This window comes from Aliivibrio sp. S2TY2, assembly GCF_028765525.1.
GTDB lineage: Bacteria > Pseudomonadota > Gammaproteobacteria > Enterobacterales > Vibrionaceae > Aliivibrio > Aliivibrio finisterrensis_A.
Window position 1 is genome coordinate 1 of sequence record NZ_JARACS010000026.1, and the last position, 3,221, is coordinate 3,221.

General features: G+C 37.7%; 4 protein-coding genes. All 4 read right to left on the reverse strand.

The features are described 5' to 3' along the window. Positions 1-687 precede the first annotated feature (687 nt). Positions 688-975 (reverse strand): type II toxin-antitoxin system RelE/ParE family toxin, encoded by a 288-nt coding sequence (locus PVK63_RS19795; protein WP_130088427.1) that lies wholly within the window; start codon positions 973-975, stop codon positions 688-690. Next, a complete protein-coding gene (locus tag PVK63_RS19800) occupies positions 972-1,253 on the reverse strand; it encodes a type II toxin-antitoxin system Phd/YefM family antitoxin (RefSeq protein ID WP_130088426.1) in 282 nt (93 codons plus the stop codon). Before PVK63_RS19800 ends, PVK63_RS19795 begins: the two co-directional genes overlap by 4 nt. A 770-nt stretch (positions 1,254-2,023) precedes the next feature. Beyond that, complete coding sequence (locus tag PVK63_RS19805; protein WP_011263487.1) at positions 2,024-2,338, reverse strand: type II toxin-antitoxin system RelE/ParE family toxin; 315 nt, start codon at positions 2,336-2,338, stop codon at positions 2,024-2,026. After that, positions 2,329-2,583, reverse strand: coding sequence for a type II toxin-antitoxin system Phd/YefM family antitoxin (locus PVK63_RS19810; protein ID WP_011263488.1), 255 nt, complete (start codon positions 2,581-2,583; stop codon positions 2,329-2,331). The genes PVK63_RS19805 and PVK63_RS19810 overlap by 10 nt, the downstream gene beginning before the upstream one ends. Between the last annotated feature and the right edge of the window lie 638 nt (positions 2,584-3,221).

Sequence of the window (3,221 nt, forward strand, 5' to 3'; positions counted from 1 at the left end):
TAACGCCGCAATAACACGTGCGAACGACTGACTTTCCAAACCAATTACACTCCAAACCGCGAATGCCGAGTGTAATTAGCATCGTGTTGATTGCTTTGTTACATGATCTTTGTCAACGCTTCGCTTTAATTGGTAAAGAACTGATTTACGAATAATATTTAAAAACCAATTCTAGATTACAAAAACCAATTTAGCGAACAAAAGAACCGTTCAACTACAAAAACTGCGAAACGAAGCAATCCTTTTTCTAGCACCATTTGAACGATTTGGTTTTAGCAAGTTTTAAGCTGATAAACCAAATATCTTTACCACAATTGGGATTGAAAATGCTACGAGCAAAGCACGGATGCAGGATAAAATGAGGCAATACCAAAGAACAATTGAAGCGTAAAAATGCCACTGAAACGCATGAACTTAGGCCGACAATAGTCAATTGCCGAACCTAATGAAATGAAAACTAAAAGGAAACAAAGAAGAAGGAAAACCACCCTATTTTCACATCTCAAAATCGAATGGTTCTATCGCCGAACTGAGCCAAAAAACTGCAATCTTTAGTTCGTGTAACGCCTGCATAACACGTTTGCTACTATGCAGACCTAGCTGAATTTTAACGCCTTAATCACTGAAACTAAAGGCAAACTGACAACGCCGAGTGTAGCAAATCGTGTTGATGCATTTGTTATAATTTTATATATCAGCCATAGTTAGCAATTGACTACAGTTACGAACCGTTAAAATATTTATGTTTAACGTTACGCTATAAGTAATGCGGTAATTACCAAAAATGATTTCACGATAATTGGCTTTATTCAGCTCAGGGACAAGACGGCCCAACTCTGGAAATGAACCTAAACTCTCAGCTTTATCGAATACGTCGTTAACCCACTTCTCTGCTGCTGATGGATTGTCTAATGCAATGTATTCTGCTGTCTGCCCTATTTTGTCTAAAGCAAGAGGTGACCAAATAACATTCATGAACGTAAGCGCCCTAAGATTTTAGAACGAGCATCATCATTTGATAAACCTAGACCACTAGCGATTTGTGCTTCAGCTTGTTGCACCTCTTCCAGTAACTCTATTTTTTCTTGCATTGCTTCATATTCAGCAACGTCTAAAACAACAGCGACACCTTTACCACGCTGAGTGATAACTAAAGGTCTACGAGTTTCGTTAATTTGACGAATAAACGACGCTACGGCAGCTCTGAATTCTGAAAGTGGTTGAATATCTTGGTCTAATCTTAGTCTAGTCATAATAGCACCTTAGTTGTACTTAATTTTGTACCAATTATAGTGCAAGTATAAATATTCAGCAATACTAAGAAAAATTATAACGCCGCAATAACACGTGCGAAAGACCGACTTACAAAACCAATTATACTCTAAACCGCGAATGCCGAATGTAAATAGCATCGTGTTGATTGCTTTGTTATACGAGCCTTGCTTTCGCTCCGCTTAAATTGGTAAAGAACTGATTTACCAAGATTTACTGTAAATTGAGTTTAATTAGACTGGCTCAATTAAGCGAGCAAAATATCCATTCAACAGCAATAATTGTGAAACGAAACAATCCCTTTTTCTTACACTATTTGTACGGCTTGGTTTCAGACAGTTTGGAACTGATAAACCAAATATCCTAACCACAATTGGGATTGAAAATGCTGAGAGCAAAACACTGATGCAGACTAAAATGAGGCATAACCAAAGAACAATTGAAGCGTAAATTAGCCGCTGAAACGCCTGAATTTGGGTCAATAATAGCTCAATGCCGAACCTGATGAAACGAATACCAAAAGGCAACAAAGAAAAAGGAAAACCACCCTACTTTCACACCTAAAAAGCTAATGGTTCTATCGCTGAACTGAACCCAAAAACTGCATTCTCAGAGTTCGTATAACGCCTGCATAACACGTTTGCTACGATACAGGCCTAGCTGAATTTTACTGCCTTAATCACTGAAACTAAAGGCAAACCGACAACGCCGAGTGTAGCAAATCGTGTTGATGCGATTGTTAAATGAACTCTTACTGCAAACCACGGTCATTGAGAACAAATTGGCGTAACTCGCGCTCTTCCCTCATGACGTAAAGAATATATACAATATCATCGTTGGTTACTTTGTAAAAAATACGGCATGGCGGCAATACAATTTCACGATAATCTAAATGAGGAAGCTCAGGAACACTACGGCCTGATAATGGAAAATCCTCTAAACGCTCAACACGATGGAAAACTGATTGAACTAACGCCTTAGCCGCTAAGATATTATTAATAGCGATATATTCTGCAATTTCGTCCAAATCTAATAATGCTGATTCAGTCCAATTAATTACAGCCATTTATTCATCTTCTCTTTTGCGGCTTCATGAGAAACTACACGATTATCTGAAATTGCTTTTTCACCGCGAGCAATACCTTCAAGAATAGCAATTCGTTTTTGCATAAACTCGTAATCATCAACATCTAACAAATAAGCAGACGGTTGACCGTGCTCTGTAATTAACACTGGTTCTTTTGAAGCATGAAGTTCAGAAAGAATCTTGGTTGCTTGACGTTTTAATGTAGTGACTAATTCAACTTTCATATTCAGTTTCCATTATCGAAAGAACAAAGTATCACTATTGTATCACTTAATTATCCATTGAGACAGTTCATTTAACGCCTGCATAACACGTTTGCTACGATACAGACATAGCTGAATTTTACTGCCTTAATCACTAAAACTAAAGGCAAACTGACAACGCCGAGTGTAGCAAATCGTGTTGATGCATTTGTTACACGATCTTTGTCAACGCTTCGCTTTAATTGGTAAAGAACTGATTTACCGAGATTTACTGTAAACTGAGTTTAATTAGACTGGCTCAATTAAGCGAGCAAAATATCCAATCAACGGCAATAACTGTGAAACGAAACAATCCCTTTTTCTTACACCATTTGTACGATTTGGTTTCAGCCTGTTTTGAGCTGATAAACCAAATATCCCAACACCAATTGGGATTGTAAATGCTAAGAGGAAAACACTGATGCAGACTAAAATGAGGCAAGGCCATGAACAATTGAAGCCTGAATTGGTTTCTGAAATCCATGAACTTTTGGCAATAATGGTCAATTGCCGAACCTGATAAAACGAATATTAAAAGGCAACAAAGAAAAGGGAAACCCACCTTACTTTCACAACTAAAAAACTAATGGATCAATCGCTGAACTGAGCCAAAAAACTGC

What these genes read in the sequence shown, in the direction of transcription:
- PVK63_RS19795 (WP_130088427.1), bottom strand. Translation starts at nt 975, where the DNA reads ATGAATGTTATTTGGTCACCTCTTGCTTTAGACAAAATAGGGCAGACA.
- PVK63_RS19800 (WP_130088426.1), bottom strand. Translation starts at nt 1,253, where the DNA reads ATGACTAGACTAAGATTAGACCAAGATATTCAACCACTTTCAGAATTC.
- PVK63_RS19805 (WP_011263487.1), bottom strand. Translation starts at nt 2,338, where the DNA reads ATGGCTGTAATTAATTGGACTGAATCAGCATTATTAGATTTGGACGAA.
- PVK63_RS19810 (WP_011263488.1), bottom strand. Translation starts at nt 2,583, where the DNA reads ATGAAAGTTGAATTAGTCACTACATTAAAACGTCAAGCAACCAAGATT.